The sequence below is a fragment of the Psychroflexus aestuariivivens genome (assembly GCF_004010055.1).
GTDB classification, from domain to species: Bacteria; Bacteroidota; Bacteroidia; order Flavobacteriales; family Flavobacteriaceae; genus Psychroflexus; species Psychroflexus aestuariivivens.
Window position 1 is genome coordinate 22,715 of sequence record NZ_RQVT01000025.1, and the last position, 19,442, is coordinate 42,156.

The following is a 19,442-nucleotide window of genomic DNA, read 5'->3' on the forward strand; positions in this document are numbered from 1 at the left end:
TTAATACAGATGGAGAAGGTTATTGATGAAAGTGTGCAAGGCCAAACACTTGTGCAAGACAAACAAGAACAAAATCATAAAAAACTTTATATAGAAAGTTATGGTTGCCAGATGAATTTCAGCGATAGTGAAATTGTGGCTTCTATTCTTCAAAAAAACGGTTTCAACACTACCAATGAACTTATTGAAGCTGATTTGGTTTTGGTAAATACTTGCTCTATTCGTGACAAAGCAGAGCAAACAGTTAGAAAACGATTGGAAAAATACAACGCTGTCAAAAAACACAATCCTAAAATGAAAGTTGGCGTTTTGGGTTGCATGGCAGAACGATTGAAAAGCAAATTTTTGGAAGAAGAAAAAATAGTTGATTTGGTTGTTGGACCAGATGCCTACAAAGATTTACCTAACCTTATTGAAGAAGTGGAAAGTGGCAGAAATGCCATGAATGTTATCTTGTCTAAAGAAGAAACTTACGGAGATATTTCTCCAGTACGATTGCAAAGCAATGGCGTTTCAGCTTTTGTTTCTATAACAAGAGGATGCGACAATATGTGTACATTTTGTGTGGTTCCATTCACGCGAGGTCGCGAGCGCAGCAGAGATCCAAAAAGCATTATTGATGAAGTCAACGATTTATGGAGCAAAGGTTTTAAGGAAATCACCTTGCTTGGTCAAAATGTGGACAGCTATTTATGGTATGGTGGTGGTTTGAAAAAAGATTTCAAAAAAGCCTCACCAATTCAACAAGCAACAGCAGTCAATTTTGCCAACTTGCTCGAAATGGTTGCCAAAGCACAGCCTAAAATGCGAATTCGCTTTTCAACATCCAATCCGCAAGACATGACTATAGATGTTATTGAAAGCATGGCCAAATACGATAATATTTGTAACTATATTCATTTGCCAGTACAAAGTGGAAGTGATAGGGTTTTGAAAAAAATGAATCGTTTGCACACTCGTGAAGAATACTTTCAGCTTATTGAAAATATTAGAACTCGAATTCCAGATTGTGGTATTTCGCAAGACATGATTGCTGGATTCCCATCAGAAACTGAAGCCGACCACCAAGACACGATTTCTTTAATGGAACACGTAAAATACGATTTTGGTTTTATGTTTACTTATTCAGAAAGGCCAGGAACACTTGGTGCCAAAAAATTTAAAGACGATGTTCCTGAAGCCACTAAGAAAAGACGACTTCAAGAAATTATAGATTTACAGCAAAAACACTCCAGATTCAGAACGGAGCAACATCTTGGTAAAATCCAAGAAGTACTCATAGAAAAAGAATCTAAAAAATCTGATTTGCAATGGAGTGGCAGAAACGCCCAGTCTACAACGGTAGTTTTCCCGAAAGAACATTATAAAGTTGGTGATTATGTGATGGTTGAAATGAAAGATTGCACAAGTGCTACATTAATCGGCGAAGCTGTTGGCTACGGTCCAATGCAAGCCTAAAATATTTTTTATGGAATCTCCACAAGCCATCAAACAACGTTTTGAAATCATAGGAAACGACCCTAGCCTAAACCGTGCGATTGAAAAATCGATTCGCGTTGCACCAACTGATATTTCTGTCTTGGTCACAGGCGAAAGTGGTGTTGGAAAAGAAAGTTTACCTAAAATAATTCACGCTTTATCTCACAGAAAACACGCCAAATATATTGCAGTCAACTGCGGCGCTATTCCTGAAGGGACGATAGATAGTGAATTGTTCGGTCATGAAAAAGGCGCATTTACTGGCGCTAATCAAGCACGGGACGGCTATTTCAAAGAAGCCGACGGAGGTACAATTTTTTTGGATGAAGTTGGTGAATTACCATTGACCACACAAGTCCGTTTGCTAAGGGTTTTGGAAAACGGAGAATTTATGAAGGTCGGTTCTTCACAAGTTCAGAAAACTAATGTCAGAATTGTAGCGGCAACCAACGTGAATATGCTGAAAGCAATCAAAGACAATAAATTTAGAGAAGATTTATATTATAGATTGAATACAGTTGAAATCAATTTGTCGCCATTACGGGAAAGACGCTCAGACATACATTTGTTATTCAGAAAATTTGCTTCGGATTTCGCTACGAAATACAAAATGCCCACTATCCGATTGACAGACAAAGCCATTAAGGCTTTGGAAAACTGCAGTTGGCCAGGAAATATTCGCCAGTTAAGGAACGTCACAGAGCAAATTTCTGTTTTGGAAACCAGTAGAGAAGTTGACGAAGAAACTTTGTATCAATACTTGCCAAAAAACAGTTCAAACTTGCCGTCGGTAATTTCAGAACAAAAAAGCAGCAAAAATGATTTCAGTAATGAAAGAGAAATTTTGTACAAAGTGCTTTTTGATATGAAAAATGATCTGAATGATTTGAAGAAGTTAACCTTAGAGTTAATGGAAAAAGAAGACGACGAAAAATTCAAAAAAGAAAATCAAGGCCTGATTGAAAAAGTATATGGCAACGACGATGAAGACAACCGATTTACAGATGAAAGTCCGGCAGACCAGTTAGAGATTCTTCAAGTTCCTGACTATAAAAAACAACAAACCAAAGCTATAGAAACAGAAGATTCTTACGATTATGCGGAAGATATTGAGGAAGAAGAAACGCTTTCCTTGCAAGACAAAGAAGTAGAACTCATTAAAAAATCTTTGGAACGTCATCAGGGTCGAAGAAAACCTGCCTCCGATGAATTAGGCATTAGCGAGCGCACCTTGTACCGAAAAATCAAACAATACAATTTATGATGTCTAAAAAAATTATTGTTTTAATTAGTCTTTTCGCCTTAACCTCATGCAAATATTACTCATTTACAGGAGCAGACATCGGCAATGCAGAAACATTTCAGGTAAATTACTTTCAGAACAATGCTCAATTAGTTGAACCTGGAATAGACCGTGATTTTACACTTCAACTTCAAGATTTAATCCTAAGTCAAACCAGTTTGAGTTTAACCAATAGCAATGCAGATTTAATTTATGAGGGAGAAATAACGAGATATTATGTTGCGCCAATGACCGCCACAGCAGACGATCGGGCTGCGCAAAACCGTTTAACCATTGAAGTTAATGTGCGATACTATAACACTTTGGAACCTGAAAAAGATTTTGAAAAAAAATTCTCTTTTTATTTTGATTTTCCTGCCAATCAGCAACTCACTGGGGCGACTAGAGATGAAGCTGTTACAGAAGTATTCACAAGAATCACCCAAGACATATTCAATGCTTCACTAACCAATTGGTAATGCAAAAAAACGAGGTTTTACATATTATTAAGTCGCCATTTGAGTTTTCTGAAAACGATTTGAATTCAATTTCAGAACTTATTGAAAAACATCCTTATTTCCAGCCACTTTGGGCGATTAAGCTGAAATTATTAAAACATCGCTCAAGTTTTCAATACAATGATTTTTTAAAAAAAACCGCTGCGAAAACTGCAGATCGATCTCTATTATTCGACTTTATTACTTCAGAAGAATTCGACCAATTGGAAATAGCAGAAAAAATTGAAGCCATGAAATTGGTTGAAATTAATCAAGACACAGGCGTAGAAACTGAAATCAGTATCACTGAAACAGAAACACTCACTGATCCTGACTTATTTGTTGAAAAGGATGATACAGAAATTGGTCGACCTTTAGAATTTGACGCTTCAGAGCCTCGGTCTTTTGAAGAATGGCTAAAATTAACACAAATTCACCCCGTTAAAAAGGAAGAAAATGCGCCTAAAAGTAAAATTGACACAAAACAATCTCAAATTATTGATAGATTTATAAAAAATAATCCTAAAATTGTACCCGCAAAATCTTACGAGAATTCTGGTAAGATTTTAGCTAAAGAAGCCCCAACATCTAGGTTGATGACGGAAACTTTAGCCAGGGTTTATACAGAGCAAAAACGCTTTGACAAGGCTATTCAGGCTTATAAAATATTAATTTTGAATAATCCCGAAAAAAGTAGTTTCTTTGCAGACCAAATAAATGAAATTGAAAGCATAAAAGAAAATAAATTATAATGAGTACATTTTCCATATTTTTAGTATTAATAGTTATAGTAGCATTTCTACTTATAGTTGTTATTATGGTGCAGAATCCAAAAGGCGGCGGTTTATCATCTTCTTTCGGTGGTGGTGGATCACAACAAGTTGGCGGCGTAAAGCAAACCTCGGACTTTCTTGACAAAAGTACCTGGGCCTTAGCAACATTATTATTAGTTTTAATTCTATTATCTAATGTTACAGTTATTAGTAATAGAAGTAACCAAGATTCAAAGTTATTGGATGAAAATGCGACACCAGTAGAAAATACTGAAAGCAATATTCCACCAATGCCAGAATCAGGAGAGTAGAAATCAACAAAAAATATTTTTTAAAATGCCAGCTTATGACAAGCTGGCATTTTTTTTTGCTAAATGACAGGATTTTCTACTTGGCATAATTTTCGAAATGAACTCCATTACAAATTTTAAACATAAAAAATATTTATAATGGCAGTAAACATTAAACCTTTGGCAGATCGAGTGCTCGTTGAGCCTCAAGCCGCAGAAACAAAAACAGCTTCTGGAATAATTATTCCTGAAACCGCTAAAGAAAAACCTCAACGTGGTAAAGTTGTCGCTGTTGGCAATGGCAAAAAAGACCATGATATGACTGTAAAAGTCGGTGACACGGTGCTTTATGGAAAATTTGCTGGTACAGAACTCAAGCATGAGGATAAAGATTATCTCATTATGAGAGAAGACGACATTTTAGCAATTGTATAATTTTTTAATTAATATAAAACATAAATAAAATGGCAAAAGATATAATATTTGACATAGAAGCAAGAAATGGCGTAAAAAGAGGTGTTGATGCCTTAGCAAACGCTGTAAAAGTTACTTTAGGACCTAAAGGAAGAAACGTAATCATAGGAAAATCATTTGGTGCACCTCAAGTTACCAAAGATGGTGTGAGCGTTGCTAAAGAAATTGAACTAGAAGATGCGCTAGAAAACATGGGCGCACAAATGGTTAAAGAAGTTGCTTCTAAAACTAATGATTTAGCAGGTGATGGAACTACAACTGCAACAGTTTTAGCTCAAGCTATCGTTCAAGAAGGTTTGAAAAATGTAGCTTCTGGAGCAAATCCTTTAGATTTGAAAAAAGGAATTGATTTAGCCGTAGAAGCTGTAGTTGCAGAATTAACTAAACAAGCAAAATCTGTTGGCGATACTTCTGAAGAAATCAAACAAGTTGCTTCTATTTCTGCAAACAACGATGACAAAATTGGCGAATTAATTGCTGAAGCTTTTGGCAAAGTTGGTAAGCAAGGTGTCATTACTGTTGAAGAAGCCAAAGGAACTGAAACGTACGTTGATGTTGTAGAAGGCATGCAGTTTGACAGAGGCTATCTATCTCCTTATTTCGTTACAGATAGTGAAAAAATGACGACTGATCTTGAAAATCCATATATTCTTATCGTGGATAAAAAGATCAATTCTATGAAAGATTTACTTCCTGTATTGGAACCTGCAGCCCAAAGCGGAAAACCATTATTGATTATTGCAGAAGATATAGAAGGTGAAGCCTTAGCAACATTGGTCGTTAACAAACTAAGAGGTTCTTTGAAAATTGCAGCTGTAAAAGCTCCAGGTTTTGGAGATCGTAGAAAAGCAATGTTGGAAGATATCGCTATCCTAACTGGTGGAACAGTAATTTCTGAAGAGCGCGGATTTACTTTAGAGAATGCTACTTTAGATATGCTTGGAACTGCTGAAAATATCACAATCGACAAAGACAATACAACTATTGTCAATGGTTCTGGTGAAAAAGAAAATATCACCAACCGTGTGAATCAGATTAAAGCTCAGATAGAATCTACAACAAGCGATTATGATAAAGAAAAACTTCAAGAACGTTTGGCAAAACTTGCTGGAGGTGTAGGTGTACTTTATGTAGGTGCAGCTTCTGAAGTTGAAATGAAAGAGAAAAAAGATCGCGTAGACGATGCACTACATGCCACTCGCGCAGCAGTTGAAGAAGGCATTGTTGCTGGTGGTGGTGTTGCATTAATTAGAGCTATCAAGGTTTTAGAAGGTATAAAAACAGAAAACATCGATCAAAAGACTGGTGTAAATATTGTTGCTAAAGCCATTGAATCGCCAATGCGAACTATTGTTGAAAATGCAGGCGGTGAAGGTTCTGTAGTTATCAATAAAGTTTTAGAAGGCAACAAAGGTTACGATGCTAAAACTGGTGAATATGTTGACATGCTAAAAGCTGGAATCATAGATCCTAAAAAAGTGACTAGAATTGCTTTAGAAAATGCTGCTTCAGTTGCAGGAATGATTCTAACTACAGAATGCGCTCTTGTTGACATAAAGGAAGACGATAATGGTGGCGGAGGAATGCCACCAATGGGAGGCGGAATGCCAGGCATGATGTAAGACTCTAAAAATGAATAAATAAGAAAAGCTGTTGCGTATGTAACAGCTTTTTTTTATATTTAAATAAAAAATGGAAAAAATTACATTTCTCGTTGCAGTATTTTCAATTTCACTCATGAGTTTTGGACAAAACTCTATATTGGGTTTATCTCGGTCGGGGGAAAACTCCGAAATTTATTTAGCCAACATCAATGCTTCCAGTGGAGAAGTCAACGATATTTCTCCAGCTTCTACTTCTACTAATATTGAAAACTTATCTTTTACCGTAGATCCTGATCAAGATATTTACTATTATGCTTCAGATAATAAACTCATTGGCGTTGATACCAATACAGGATTAGTTGTTTCTCAACCAACAATTTCCACACCAACTTCAGAGCGTTTTGTGAAATTCAAATACAATGAGGTAACCCAAGAAATTTACGGATTAGAAACTGGTGCTAACGGGGTATATTTAGCCAAAATAAACCCGACAAATGGTAATGTCACTACCATTTCAAATGCTTCAATTGCAGATTTTATTTCATTCAATGGAGAAACCACTTTAGATTTAGCGAACCAGCTATTTTATTTTGTATCTGAAGGAAAATTAATCTCAGTTGATTTAGTTACTGGACAAATCGTAAATGACCCAATAATTGACACTACTGAAATCGCCTATTTTGACAATATAATTTACAATGTGTACGATTCCAATTTTTACGGCATCGGTAGAAACCCTTCACCTGCGGAAACCTTCTTAGGCACAATCGATCCTATGACAGGTGAAGTGACTATTATTTCTCAAGCTTCATTAGGTAACGTTTTCAATTTAAGTGGTGCTATGATAAATCCGTTTAGCAACACATACCATTATATGAAAAACGACGAATTTATGGGGGTTGATATCAATACTGGAGAAGAAGTAACTAGCCCAGATTTAAGTTTTACGAATTCGAATGGTGAATATTTTGAACATTTTTATTTAGGTATCCAAACTGAAACTTTGCTTTCCAATCAAAATATAGATGATCCCGTAAACCTTGAAATATATCCAAATCCAACTCAAGATTTTATAACAATCAATGCGCAATCGTTAACTCAAATCTCTTTATTTGATCTCACAGGAAAGCAGGTTTTCTCTAAAAAAACAGATAGTATAAATGAATTCAGATTAGATTTGATCGATAAAGTAAGTGGCGTATATTTACTGAAGATTGAAACTTTAAACGGTGAAAGTTCTGTTAGAAAAATTATAAAAAAATAAATTATTGAAAACTAAACTCAAGGAGTTATAATTTTCAATTCTGAAAAGTTATAACTCCTTGAATTTTTACAGATCAAAATTAACCATCCAATTGATTCCGAATTTGTCTTTCAATTGTCCAAAATAAGCACCCCAAAAGGTGTCTTGCAAAGGCATTATTATTTCGCCGTCTTCAGAAAGTTTAGAGAAAAAATTATCAGCTTCAGTTTTTGATTTCGCATTGATAGAAATAGCAAAATTATCGCCAAATTTCACCTCGCCCATTTCGCTCATCGTGTCACTTCCCATTAAAGTGGTTTCACCAATTTTATAAGAAATATGCATAATTCGGTTTTTGTCTTCATCAGAAACTTCAGGCATATTTTCTTGTGCTGGCATTTCTCCAAATCGACCGATATAGTCGAATTCTCCGCCAAATACTGATTTGTAAAATTCAAAAGCAGATTCGCAATTTCCGTTAAAATTTAAATAAGTGTTGATCATTTTCGTGTTTTTAGATAAAAATTAGTCATTGAACATAAAGACCCCAAGTCCGCCAGGATCTTTTAAAATAACATTATCAACAATGTTTTTGTCATTAAAATGTGTAATTTCTTCGGCAAATGAAATGTTTTTTTCTCTTATGGTTTGAATGCGATCGAAATTGCTTTTTCCATTGAAAAACGTCAAAGAAGGATTGAAAAATAAGTGTGGACAAGTCTGGATTTGCATAAAACTTATGCAAAATCCAAAGTCATTTTCTAAAGTCATCCAACTTTTATCCATACCGCCCATTTTTAATTTAAAACCAAGTGAATCCCATAAATTGAAAGCTGAAAACATATCTAAGGTTTCTAAACTAAGGCCAGCAAAATTACCCAATAATGATGTTTTAGTTAATTTCAATTCAGGCAAATCTATCTTATCTTCAGAAATTTGTATCGTAGTATTGTGTGTTCTAAAAACTTTGCAGCTTTCGAAATTCACTATTTTGGTGTGCTTTTGAAGGTTTTCAGTTAAATTTGCCAAATCATCTACGAATATTTTTAGCCCAACTCTAGCGAATTTATCGGGGTTGATTTGCAAATAAAACTGACCGTCTGAAAACAAATTATCTATAGAGGATTCACATTTAGTAAACCCAAGTGCTGTATAGAAGTCAATGCTTTTTTGCAGATCTCCTGTTGGTGTTTGAATGATGATTTTCATTAAGCTTTAGATTCAGCAAAATTTTTGAAATCTGTGAGGTATTTTTCTGTTTGTTTTCTAAACAATCCTGGCATAATCCAACCTAAAAATTTAAACGCACCTTTCATTTGGAATTCATTCTCAGAAATCATTTTTGTTGAATTTTCTGATATTTTGACAAAATAAGTGTGTTGTATATTTAAAGTAGTTCCCATTTGATAAGTTCCAGAAATTTGATCAGGCAAATCTTTATTCGTAATTGTTTCAACCATAATCATATCCCGTTTTCCCATATTGAAATGTAATTCTGATTTTGCACCAACTTGACCAGGTTCACCTTCAATAAGTTTTACTTCTTGTAAACCTTTCATCCATTTATACATATTTTCAACGCTATCGAACAATTCTACAACGCGTTGTCTCGGCAAACCGATATTAATTTCTACTTTATATTTCATACTTTGATTACTATGATTTTTTCAAAGTTAATAGATTTCAGAATATAAAAAACTTCAATAAAACATTTGAAGCTTAAAAATGAAAAAAGTTGTACTCTAACAATCTTAAAAATTGAAAGCGTTTATTATATTTATGATTTCAAACGAATATCATGAAGAATATCACATTTTTTATTTGCTTTTTTTTCTTTAGCCTAGGATTTGCTCAGGATAGAATTTTCATACCAGAAATGAGTAAAACCACAAATCATAATGTCACTATAAACGGTTCAAAAATAAATTATAGTGCTGAAGTTGGTATGCAACCTGTTTGGAATAAAGAAGGAAAAGCGATAGCAAGCTTGCATTATACATATTATAGTGTTCCAAAATCCAAAACAAATAAAAGTGAAGAAAGACCGCTTGTAATTTCATTTAATGGCGGCCCTGGTTCTGCGTCAGTATGGATGCATTTGGCATATACAGGTCCCAGAATTCTAAATATTAGTGATGAGGGTTTCCCTATTCAACCTTATGGATACAAGGAAAATCCACATAGCATTTTAGATGTAGCCGACATCGTTTATATCAACCCTGTCAACACTGGTTATTCACGACCTACATTAGGTGAAGAAGGCAATTTTGATAAATCCAAATTCTTTGGTGTTAACGCTGATGTTTCATATCTAGCTGAATGGATCAATACATTTGTAAGCAGAAAAAATAAATGGTTGGCTCCCAAATATCTGATTGGAGAAAGTTATGGAACGACTCGTGTTTCTGGCTTGGCAAATGAACTTCAAAACCAACATTGGATGTACATCAACGGTGTCATTTTAGTTTCTCCTACAGAATTAGGAATTGAGAGAGATGGTCCAGTGGAAATTGCTGATAGATTGCCTTATTTTACTGCTGCAGCGTGGTATCATGAAAAGCTTAACCAGGAAATGCAATCGCAACCCATTTTGAAATTGTTGGATGAAGTTGAAAAATTCACTATAGAAGAGTTGTTACCTGCTTTGACTAAAGGTGGGTTTCTTTCAAATGAAAAAAAAGTGGAAATGGCTCGGAAAATGTCACGTTATTCTGGCATAAGTCAAGAGATTTATTTGCAAAATAACCTAGAATTACCTTTCAACTTATTCTGGAAAACTTTAAAAATTGAAGACGGATATACGATCGGTCGATTGGACTCTAGATATTTAGGTTTAGATGAAAAAGAAGCTGGCATCCGCCCAGATTATAATGCTGAATTAACCTCTTGGTTGCAAGCCTTTACGCCAGCTATAAATCATTATTTGAAACATGAATTAGAGTTTGATACAGACGTAAAGTATAATATGTTTGGGAATGTTTATCCTTGGGATCGAAACAAGAACAATAATTCTGGAAAGCAGTTAAGGCAAGCCATGGCTCAAAATCCAAGTATGGAAGTGATGATCCAATCTGGTCTTTTTGATGGTGCTACAACGTATTTTAACGCAAAATATACCATGTGGCATATCGATGAAAGCGGAAAAATGCGAGACAGATTTCATTTTAAGACTTACGAAAGTGGTCACATGATGTATTTGCGGAAAGAAGATTTAGAAAGTGCAAATGCAGATATTAGAAAATTCATAAAAAACAATCTACCTAAGTCAAAATCTCCTATTAAATATTAATTAAGAACTTGAAATATTGATAGTTTTGCATTAAGAGGTTTGATAATATTTTAAGCTAATTTATTTTTTTGGAACATTTTAAATTTTAATATTTGGGATATGTAATATGTTATTAAATAATCTATATATTTGTAATCTAACTAATTAATTTTCACGAGAATGAAATTTATTATATCACTAACTTTACTACTGTTTGTCTTCACCAATCTGAATGCCCAAGACACCAATTGGTCTACGTCTTTTGATATAGGATTTGCTAATGCAAATGGTTCATTCACACCTAATTATTCAGCTTCAGAATTAAATAATCTTACAGGATCTTTTGGAGTAAGGTATATGTTTGATTCTAGAAGATACTACTTAAGACCTTACGGAATTGAACTGAAAGGTGGATTTACAAATCTTTCAGGTGATAGTGGCTCCGAACCTTTTGAAACCAGCGTTTACCATATTACTCTAAACGGTGTTATAGATGTGCAAGATGCTTTTAAAATTGATGACAGAGATTGGCCCTATGGTCTAAATCTTTATACCAATTTAGGAGTTGGTGCAGCACATTATACATTTAGTGGAGATGCTGTTTATTCGGATATTTCAGACGGTTACATTCTTGATGGCGACGATTTAATTACTTTAAATCTTGGCATCACACCAGAATTTCAAGTTTCTAGAGAACTTGCAATCTCTTTAAATTTCACTTATAGCATGTTTGCAAGTCCAGATTTCACTTTTGATGGTAACCAAAGTGTCCAAAATGCAGGTGTCAGCGATTTTGACCCTACAATGTTTAGAGCTACTTTCGGCATAACCTATTATATTTTTTCAGGATATAGATAAAATATCAATTGTTTAATTGAAAGCCTTAATACAAAAATTTGTTTTAAGGCTTTTTTTTTAACCAAAAGTAATTGATTTTACAAAAAATTGTAGAAATATTGAAAATTCTGTATTTTCAACTAAAATTTGAACTTATGATTAATAAAACTGTAAATAACGTTACCGAAGCTTTAGAAGGCGTCCACGACGGAATGACATTCATGCTAGGCGGGTTTGGCTTAAGCGGAATCCCAGAAAACAGCATTCAGGAACTAGTGAAACGAAATATAAAAGATGTCACTTGTATTTCTAACAATGCAGGTGTTGATGATTTCGGCCTTGGTTTGTTGTTAAAAAAACAACAAATTAAAAAAATGATTTCCTCTTATGTCGGTGAAAATGCCGAGTTTGAACGACAAATGTTGAGTGGCGAATTAGAAGTAGACCTTATTCCACAAGGTACACTAGCCGAACGTTGCAGAGCAGCGCAAAATGGTATTCCAGCATTTTATACACCTGCCGGTTACGGAACTGAAGTTGCTGAAGGGAAGGAAGTACGTGAATTTGATGGTAAACCCCATATCATGGAAACCGCTTTTAAAGCTGATTTTGCATTCATAAAAGCTTGGAAAGGTGATGAAGCTGGAAATTTAATTTTCAAAGGCACAGCAAGAAACTTTAATCCTGTAATGTGTGGCGCGGCAAAAATAACAGTGGTTGAAGTCGAAGAACTCGTTAAACCAGGTGAATTAGATCCAAATTTCGTTCACATTCCTGGTGTTTTTGTACAACGAATTTTTCAAGGTGAAAAGTATGAAAAACGCATAGAACAAAGAACAACTCGTGCTTAATTTAATTCAGAAAGGAAGATATTATGTTAGATAAAAATGGAATTGCAAAACGAATAGCAAAAGAAGTTCAAGATGGATTTTATGTCAATTTAGGGATTGGCATTCCAACTCTTGTGGCAAATTATGTCAGAAATGATATTGAGGTCGAGTTTCAAAGTGAAAACGGAATTCTTGGCATGGGACCATTTCCTAAAGAAGAAGATGTAGACGCAGACCTCATAAACGCTGGAAAACAAACCATAACAGCTTTACCAGGCGCGAGTTTTTTTGACTCGGCTCTAAGTTTTGGAATGATTAGAGGTCAGCATGTTGACTTAACGATTCTTGGCGCAATGGAAGTTGCGCAAAACGGAAACATTGCCAACTGGAAAATTCCTGGTAAGATGGTTAAAGGTATGGGCGGTGCAATGGATTTAGTTGGTTCGGCTAAGAATATAATCGTTGCCATGATGCACACAAACAAAGCTGGACAGTCTAAACTTTTGAAATCTTGTTCACTCCCACTAACTGGTGTAGAGTGCGTGACAAAAATTGTTACCAACTTAGCTGTTCTTGATATTGATAAAGGTCAGTTTAGATTGCTAGAACGCGCACCAGGCGTTAGCGTTGAAGATATTCAAAAAGCTACAGAAGGTGATTTGATTGTAGAAGGCGATATTCCTGAAATGAAAATTTGATTCATATAATATTATAAAATTAAAAAGCCAGATTTTAAAATCTGGCTTTTTAATTTTATAATTCAGTTGATTGATTTAATCAACCAAAATAATAACTTTATTATCATTCAGTTCTATAACACCTCCAGAAATATCAAAGCAATATTTTCCGTCAGATTGGTAAAACTTATCTTTCACATGCTTAGGTAAATTTACAGATTGATCCACTTTTATCGACCCTTTTTTCAATACTGAAACTACTGGCGCGTGATTATCCAGCATCTGAAATTCTCCATTGATGCCTGGTACACTAACCGAACTTACATCTTCGCTTAATAAAACTTGTTCTGGATTTACAATCTCTAAATGCATTTATCAAATATTTTGAAATTAAGCTTCAGCAAGCATTTTCTCTCCAGCTTCTATAGCTTCTTCTATTGTACCTTTCAGGTTGAATGCAGCTTCAGGAATATGGTCAAGTTCACCGTCCATAATCATGTTAAAACCTTTAATCGTGTCTTTAATATCTACCAAAACACCTTTTAAACCTGTAAACTGTTCCGCAACATGGAATGGCTGAGACAAGAAACGCTGAACACGTCTTGCTCTAGATACAGCAAGTTTATCTTCTTCAGATAGCTCTTCCATACCTAAAATTGCAATAATATCTTGTAGTTCTTTATATTTCTGAAGCAACTCTTTAACCCGTTGAGCACATCTATAATGATCTTCACCTAAAATATCTTGAGTTAGAATTCTTGAAGTTGAATCTAATGGATCAACGGCAGGATAAATACCTAATTCTGCAATTTTCCTAGACAATACAGTTGTAGCATCCAAGTGAGAGAAAGTTGTCGCTGGAGCAGGGTCAGTTAAGTCATCTGCAGGCACATAAACTGCTTGTACAGAAGTAATCGAACCTTTTTTGGTAGAAGTAATTCTTTCTTGCATAGCCCCCATTTCTGTTGCCAAAGTTGGCTGGTAACCAACGGCAGATGGCATACGACCAAGCAATGCAGATACTTCTGAACCGGCTTGGGTAAATCTAAATATATTATCTACGAAAAATAAAACATCTTTCCCTTGTGATTCACCAGCACCATCACGGAAATATTCTGCAATAGTCAAACCAGATAAAGCAACACGAGCACGTGCTCCTGGTGGTTCATTCATTTGTCCAAAAACGAAAGTTGCTTTAGACTCTTTCATTCCGGCTTTGTCAACTTTTTTCAAGTCCCAACCGCCTTCTTCCATAGAATGCATAAAATCATCTCCATATTTTATAATGCCAGATTCTAACATTTCGCGAAGCAAGTCATTTCCTTCTCTAGTTCTTTCTCCAACACCTGCAAATACAGACAAACCACCATGACCTTTTGCGATATTGTTAATCAATTCTTGGATAAGTACAGTTTTACCAACACCAGCACCACCAAATAATCCAATTTTACCACCTTTTGAGTATGGTTCAATCAAATCGATGACTTTAATTCCTGTAAAAAGGACTTCGGTTGAAACCGCCAAATCTTCAAAAGCAGGCGCATCTCTGTGAATTGACATACCATCTTTTCCAGATTTAGGAAGATTCCCTAAACCATCAATAGCATCACCTGTTACGTTGAACAAACGCCCATAAACATCTTTTCCTACAGGCATCTGAATTGGACTTCCGGTGCTGATAACTTCAGTACCTCGACTCAAACCATCTGCAGAATCCATGGCAATTGTTCTAACTGAATTTTCGCCAATGTGAGATTGAACTTCAAGAATCAAATCTGTATTATCCTTGCGTTTGACCTCTAATGAATCGTAAATTCTTGGCAAGTCCTTTGTGTTTTCGAATTCTACATCGATAACCGGACCTATAATCTGGGTGATTTTACCTGTTGTTTTAGACATTATCTAAAGAATTTAATGTAAGTTTTTATCTCTCGAAAAATCGATTTTTTGATTTTGCAAATATAGATTATTTAAATAAACTTGGACTTAATATTGAAAAATTTATTGGTATTCTAAATTTTATTCTAAAGTTATTTTTTAGAATAACTATAAAAAAACAATTGATCTTTTGAGTTTTCAGCAGAATTACTACTGATTTAAGCTATATTATTTAGGGAATTATATCTAAAGCTAAATCGAAATGTATATCGATTTCTTCATCAACAACTATCATCCCCATCATTTTCTTTGGAGCTACCAAGTCAAAATCACAGATATTGACTAATAATTCTCCAACATATCTATCATTTTCAAATTTTTCTACTTTGAAATTATATGTATTGGAAATTCCGGCTAGTTTTACTCTTGAAGTGATTTTAAATTCATTTCCTATATTCTCAATACTAAGCAATTCAATTTCAATTTCTGGGAACTGACTACTCGTAAGCAGTTCTCTAAAATCTTGATTAATCCTTCTGCCTCCACAATCGAATTCATCTGAAGCGAGCTTAATTTTAGTATTTTCAAACTTCAGTTTATTGTCACCTATGGTATATTTTACCTGCAAAACTTCGCCTCCCAAATTTCCTGTATAATGACAATCGAATGAGTTTACATTAGAAGTACCTTTAATGTAAATTTCACTTTGTGTTTTCAGCAACACATCAACCGTGTTTGCTTTTTTAGAACTTATAAATACAAGCGAAAATGCTGAAATCAATATTGAAAAAATAGTTTTCATAACTCAGAATTTAAAAAAAAGCTGCAATTCATGGATTCATGATGCAGCTTTTTCAGATTATTATAGGCTAATTCAATTTTTTTAGAAACTAATTACAGCTTCTAGCATAAGACCATCAAACTGTCCGTCTGCAAGAATACTTGTAGGATCAAAATCTGAATAGGTTTGTTTGACGTATTCAACTTTTGCCAAAATATTTTTGGTCATAAACCATCCTGCACCAAGTTGAAGTCTATCTACGCTAATATCTTGTCCAGGCGCTTGTTCACCATCTATAAAACTGTATCTACCGCCTACATAAAAGTCTTCAGTTTCACCAAAACGATACAATAAGTCTGCAGCGTAGTGATTGTAGGTTCTAGTTTCGGTATCACCAAAACCTTTACCAGAAGCATTTTCATAAAGCCCGAAGAACTCTAATCCTTTATATTTCACAAAAGGGTTAATCATAATTGAAGTTAACTCTGTAGATAATCCTGGGTTAATTCGACCAGAACGAAAATTACCGCTAGAGCTGGCTTCTACATCTTCCATAACTAAATAATATCTAGAACCTGCGCGGTCACCGTCGTACAACCATGTTTTAGAAGATTCGCTTGTTGTGTAAATAGAACCTGTCAATCTAAATCTTAAGTCATCATTAAGCTGCTTATCATAACCTAATTTACCAACAAAAGAAGCTTTTGTGTCGGTTTCTTCGACAGATTGGTTTAGTTTTCCGTTTGTAACCCCAAGCATTGCTATCCATCCATTTCTTCTGAAATAACCTTCAAAACCAACTTCAGTTGTAAAAGCATCCATTAAATGGTTTCCAATAAATGGATTGTAAATAGTTGCTGCGTTATCAGATCGTCTAAAGTGTGCATCACCATAGTTGATTTCCATGTGACCAAACTTGAACGTTAAATACTTCATCGCATCGGCCATAAAGCCCTCATTGATAAACTCAAGTTTATCAACTAATAAATAGCCACCTTTTACATAAGGTTCTGGGTGGTGACGTGAAGACAAATAAGTTCTTAAGTGCATTCTCACACCATCATAAAGCGCCACGTCTAAATCTAAGTTGGCAGTTGCTAAATTGAAATTATCACCTAATGCTATTAAAGGCACAGCTCCATTATTCTCATGATCGATAGCTTGAAATTGAAGTGTGGAAGCACCGCCAATTCTAACTTTAACACCATCAAAAGTAGATACAGTGTCTTTTGGAGCTTCAAACATGGTTACACCGCGCTGATCACGTGGTCTAAAATTGTCTAAGTCTCGGTTTTGCGCAAATATAATTTGCGTACTTGCTAGCAAAACTAGCGTCATCATAATTTTTGCGAAAGATTTCATAGTCTTAAAATTTAGTGTTTATAAGTATGTTAAGTTGAATTTAATTTTGACTTCCTCACCTGTGGTTATAGTTCCAAACAAAGCTGTTGGTGGTTCAACATCATAGTCTGTCATATTTATGCTTTTGGATGTCTTAATATTGAATTTGTTGTTATTCATAAGAATTTCCAAAGGAATCTCTACAGATTGGGTTTTACCAGCAATTGTCAATTCTCCTTTTATTACAGCTGAAAATTCATCTGAACCATTGGATTTTAGAGATTTTGTATTTGTAAATACAAAATCAATACTTGGGTGTTTTTTCAATTTCAAAGCTTCGTAAGTATTATTATCCATTTTACTTTTACCAGAATCGAAACTTTCTACCCAAACTTTAAGTGTTAAATCATTGATAGACGTTATTTTTTGACCCTTGGCGTCAAAATGAATTGTGCCTTCAAATTTATTTACATCAATGACCCAATCGTGGATATTTGAAGTGCCTTCAATAAGAATATCACTGTTTGATAAATCGATATTTTTTTTTGTTTGTGAAAAGCCAACTAAAGCTGAACACATAAAAATAATCAGTGAAAGTTTTTTGACGTTTTGAACAACTGAATTCATAATTTTTGTGTTTTTAGATTAAATTTTTTTAACCTGATTAACACTGCAAATATCAGTCGTAAGTTTTGTTAGATTTATGACAAATGTCACTTATAGTGGAATCTGAAGGAATCAAACTGAAATTTATCAATACACAAAAAAACCCTTGTTCGATTTTGAAAAACAAACAAGGGTTTATAAGATTTCTTTAGAATTTATTTTAAAACAAAGCATCCACAACATCTTCAATTTTGCTGACACGATGGACTAAAATATTGTAATTGGATTTAGGAAGTTTAGTTTGTTTTGAAATCATAATCGATGCAAAACCTAATTTTTCTGCTTCCAGCACTCGTTGTTCAGCTTTGGTTACTGGTCTAATTTCGCCTGCCAGGCCAACTTCAGCAGCAAAACAGATATCTTTAGGAATAGAAATATCTTCGTTGGAAGACAAAATCGCAGCAACTACAGCCAAATCTATAGCTGGGTCATCTACTGAAATTCCACCTGTAATATTCAAAAACACGTCCTTTGCACCTAACCTAAAACCTGCGCGTTTTTCCAAAACCGCTAAAATCATATTCAATCTTTTCAGGTTATAACCAGTTGCAGAACGTTGTGGCGTTCCATAAACTGCAGAACTTACCAAAGCCTGAATTTCTATCATCATTGGCCGCATGCCTTCTAAAGTTGCTGCGATCGCTGTTCCACTAAGATGTGATTCATTTTTAGAAATCAGCAAATCAGAAGGATTTGAAACCTCAACCAAACCACCAGCTTGCATTTCGTAAATACCGAGTTCGTGAGTAGATCCAAATCTATTTTTGTGTGCTCGCAGAATTCTGTACGCATAATTCTTATCGCCTTCGAACTGCAAAACAGTATCTACCATATGTTCTAAAACTTTTGGTCCAGCAATGCTTCCTTCTTTATTGATATGACCAATTAAAATCACAGGAACATTGGTTTGTTTGGCAAATTTAATGAGTTCCGAAGTACATTCTCTAATTTGCGAAACGCTGCCTGGAGAACTTTCTACATAATCTGTATGTAAGGTTTGAATGGAATCGATTATTAAAATTTCCGGCATTAATTTTTCAATTTGAGAAAAAATTAGCTGGGTTTTTGTTTCAGAAAGAATGTAACAATTCGCATCTGAATCATTGATTCTTGCTGCACGCATTTTGATTTGTTGCTGGCTTTCTTCGCCAGAAACATAAAGTACTTTTTGTTTGAAACTCAAAGACAGTTGAAGCAATAGCGTGCTTTTTCCAACGCCTGGCTCACCTCCTAAAAGCGTGATACTTCCGGGTACAATTCCTCCGCCAAGTACACGATTCAATTCATTATTGGCTGTTGGAATTCGGTTTTCTTTGCCGATTTTAATATCACTTATACGCTCTGGTTTGGCTATTCGTTTAGGTGAATTATCTGTAGTGCTTTGCCAAGATTTTTCAGTCTTTTTCTCTATAACTTCTTCCGCCAATGTATTCCATTCTTTGCAGGCATTGCACTGACCTTGCCATTTTGCGTATTGAGCACCACAGTTTTGACAGAAAAAACTTGTTTTAGTTTTCGCCAT

The 19,442-nt window shown here is 34.7% G+C and carries 21 protein-coding genes; 12 read left to right on the forward strand and 9 right to left on the reverse strand.

Annotation, left to right across the window (positions count from 1 at the left end; genetic code table 11):
* The first annotated feature begins 9 nt into the window (after positions 1-9).
* From miaB to EIG86_RS05715, 8 genes are all read left to right on the forward strand, one after another.
* Positions 10-1,458 carry a tRNA (N6-isopentenyl adenosine(37)-C2)-methylthiotransferase MiaB gene (miaB, locus tag EIG86_RS05680; protein ID WP_127845197.1) on the forward strand — a complete coding sequence of 483 codons (1,449 nt, stop codon included), beginning with the start codon at positions 10-12 and terminating at the stop codon, positions 1,456-1,458.
* Between the two features lie 10 nt (positions 1,459-1,468).
* Entirely contained in the window at positions 1,469-2,743 is a 1,275-nt protein-coding gene (locus EIG86_RS05685; protein WP_127845198.1) for a sigma-54 interaction domain-containing protein, read from the forward strand.
* Positions 2,743-3,240 carry an LptE family protein gene (locus EIG86_RS05690; protein WP_192901711.1) on the forward strand — a complete coding sequence of 166 codons (498 nt, stop codon included), beginning with the start codon at positions 2,743-2,745 and terminating at the stop codon, positions 3,238-3,240. The genes EIG86_RS05685 and EIG86_RS05690 overlap by 1 nt, the downstream gene beginning before the upstream one ends.
* Positions 3,240-4,010, forward strand: a complete 771-nt coding sequence (locus tag EIG86_RS05695; protein WP_127845200.1) for a hypothetical protein — start codon at positions 3,240-3,242, stop codon at positions 4,008-4,010. Before EIG86_RS05690 ends, EIG86_RS05695 begins: the two co-directional genes overlap by 1 nt.
* Entirely contained in the window at positions 4,010-4,342 is a 333-nt protein-coding gene (gene secG, locus EIG86_RS05700) for a preprotein translocase subunit SecG (RefSeq protein WP_127845201.1), read from the forward strand. The genes EIG86_RS05695 and secG overlap by 1 nt, the downstream gene beginning before the upstream one ends.
* Positions 4,343-4,480: 138 nt before the next feature.
* Positions 4,481-4,756, forward strand: a complete 276-nt coding sequence (locus tag EIG86_RS05705; protein WP_127845202.1) for a co-chaperone GroES — start codon at positions 4,481-4,483, stop codon at positions 4,754-4,756.
* Positions 4,757-4,785: 29 nt separating this feature from the next.
* Positions 4,786-6,417, forward strand: coding sequence for a chaperonin GroEL (gene groL / locus EIG86_RS05710; protein WP_127845203.1), 1,632 nt, complete (start codon positions 4,786-4,788; stop codon positions 6,415-6,417).
* 70 nt (positions 6,418-6,487) lie between these two features.
* Positions 6,488-7,663 carry a T9SS type A sorting domain-containing protein gene (locus EIG86_RS05715; RefSeq protein ID WP_127845204.1) on the forward strand — a complete coding sequence of 392 codons (1,176 nt, stop codon included), beginning with the start codon at positions 6,488-6,490 and terminating at the stop codon, positions 7,661-7,663.
* A 66-nt stretch (positions 7,664-7,729) separates the two neighbouring features.
* Here the strand turns inward: EIG86_RS05715 and EIG86_RS05720 are convergent, their stop codons facing one another.
* The 3 genes from EIG86_RS05720 to EIG86_RS05730 are packed head-to-tail and all read right to left on the reverse strand — an operon-like array spanning position 7,730 to position 9,288.
* Positions 7,730-8,146: a VOC family protein gene (locus EIG86_RS05720; protein WP_127845205.1), complete on the reverse strand. Its 417-nt coding sequence runs from the start codon at positions 8,144-8,146 to the stop codon at positions 7,730-7,732.
* A 21-nt stretch (positions 8,147-8,167) separates the two neighbouring features.
* Positions 8,168-8,851 (reverse strand): hypothetical protein, encoded by a 684-nt coding sequence (locus EIG86_RS05725; protein ID WP_127845206.1) that lies wholly within the window; start codon positions 8,849-8,851, stop codon positions 8,168-8,170.
* The gene (locus tag EIG86_RS05730) at positions 8,851-9,288 is read right to left on the reverse strand and encodes an SRPBCC family protein (RefSeq protein ID WP_127845207.1); all 438 of its coding nucleotides are present in this window, start codon (positions 9,286-9,288) and stop codon (positions 8,851-8,853) included. The genes EIG86_RS05725 and EIG86_RS05730 overlap by 1 nt, the downstream gene beginning before the upstream one ends.
* 152 nt (positions 9,289-9,440) lie before the next feature.
* Between EIG86_RS05730 and EIG86_RS05735 the strand changes: the two genes are divergently transcribed.
* The 4 genes from EIG86_RS05735 to EIG86_RS05750 all read left to right on the forward strand — a co-directional run bounded on the left by EIG86_RS05735 (position 9,441) and on the right by EIG86_RS05750 (position 13,275).
* Positions 9,441-10,931 (forward strand): S10 family peptidase, encoded by a 1,491-nt coding sequence (locus EIG86_RS05735; protein ID WP_127845208.1) that lies wholly within the window; start codon positions 9,441-9,443, stop codon positions 10,929-10,931.
* Positions 10,932-11,090: 159 nt separating this feature from the next.
* Complete coding sequence (locus EIG86_RS05740; RefSeq protein ID WP_127845209.1) at positions 11,091-11,768, forward strand: hypothetical protein; 678 nt, start codon at positions 11,091-11,093, stop codon at positions 11,766-11,768.
* Between the two features lie 134 nt (positions 11,769-11,902).
* Positions 11,903-12,598: a CoA transferase subunit A gene (locus tag EIG86_RS05745; RefSeq protein WP_127845210.1), complete on the forward strand. Its 696-nt coding sequence runs from the start codon at positions 11,903-11,905 to the stop codon at positions 12,596-12,598.
* Between the two features lie 23 nt (positions 12,599-12,621).
* The gene (locus EIG86_RS05750; protein WP_127845211.1) at positions 12,622-13,275 is read left to right on the forward strand and encodes a 3-oxoacid CoA-transferase subunit B; all 654 of its coding nucleotides are present in this window, start codon (positions 12,622-12,624) and stop codon (positions 13,273-13,275) included.
* Positions 13,276-13,350: 75 nt separating this feature from the next.
* On the opposite strand, the gene EIG86_RS05755 is transcribed toward EIG86_RS05750, so the two are convergent.
* The 6 genes from EIG86_RS05755 to radA all read right to left on the reverse strand — a co-directional run bounded on the left by EIG86_RS05755 (position 13,351) and on the right by radA (position 19,442).
* The gene (locus EIG86_RS05755) at positions 13,351-13,626 is read right to left on the reverse strand and encodes a F0F1 ATP synthase subunit epsilon (RefSeq protein WP_127845212.1); all 276 of its coding nucleotides are present in this window, start codon (positions 13,624-13,626) and stop codon (positions 13,351-13,353) included.
* Between the two features lie 18 nt (positions 13,627-13,644).
* Positions 13,645-15,153: a F0F1 ATP synthase subunit beta gene (gene atpD / locus EIG86_RS05760; RefSeq protein ID WP_127845213.1), complete on the reverse strand. Its 1,509-nt coding sequence runs from the start codon at positions 15,151-15,153 to the stop codon at positions 13,645-13,647.
* A 211-nt stretch (positions 15,154-15,364) separates the two neighbouring features.
* Positions 15,365-15,934 carry a YceI family protein gene (locus tag EIG86_RS05765; protein WP_127845214.1) on the reverse strand — a complete coding sequence of 190 codons (570 nt, stop codon included), beginning with the start codon at positions 15,932-15,934 and terminating at the stop codon, positions 15,365-15,367.
* A gap of 81 nt (positions 15,935-16,015) precedes the next feature.
* Positions 16,016-17,275: a porin family protein gene (locus tag EIG86_RS05770; protein WP_192901710.1), complete on the reverse strand. Its 1,260-nt coding sequence runs from the start codon at positions 17,273-17,275 to the stop codon at positions 16,016-16,018.
* 18 nt (positions 17,276-17,293) lie between these two features.
* The gene (locus tag EIG86_RS05775; protein ID WP_127845215.1) at positions 17,294-17,881 is read right to left on the reverse strand and encodes a YceI family protein; all 588 of its coding nucleotides are present in this window, start codon (positions 17,879-17,881) and stop codon (positions 17,294-17,296) included.
* A 199-nt stretch (positions 17,882-18,080) separates the two neighbouring features.
* Positions 18,081-19,442, reverse strand: a complete 1,362-nt coding sequence (gene radA, locus EIG86_RS05780) for a DNA repair protein RadA (RefSeq protein WP_127845216.1) — start codon at positions 19,440-19,442, stop codon at positions 18,081-18,083.